We start from the raw sequence: 227 nt of genomic DNA on the forward strand, positions 1-227 counted from the left end.
TCCACTCTTCTCCTCTATCCTCACTTTCCCAACCCACAACAACCCCTCATTCCCATCCATACCATCTCTCATACACCCCACATCTTTCCCAGCAAACCTTCTCATTCCCCCTTCCAATTCCAACAATCCATCAACATCATTCCCCCTCACCCACCCCCCCCACTCTTCTACCTTCCCAACCATCAACCACCTCCCATCGCTCTCTTCACCAAACCCATCGCCTACAT

General features: G+C 51.5%; 1 protein-coding gene. It reads right to left on the reverse strand.

Annotation, left to right across the window (positions count from 1 at the left end):
- Positions 1-183 (reverse strand): hypothetical protein (locus tag FS628_RS31040; RefSeq protein ID WP_145326725.1); only part of this gene is annotated, 183 nt, incomplete at its 3' end.
- Positions 184-227 lie beyond the last annotated feature (44 nt).

Origin of the sequence: Paenibacillus xylanexedens (genome assembly GCF_007676705.1) — a bacterium.
Taxonomy (GTDB): Bacteria; Bacillota; Bacilli; order Paenibacillales; family Paenibacillaceae; genus Paenibacillus; species Paenibacillus xylanexedens_C.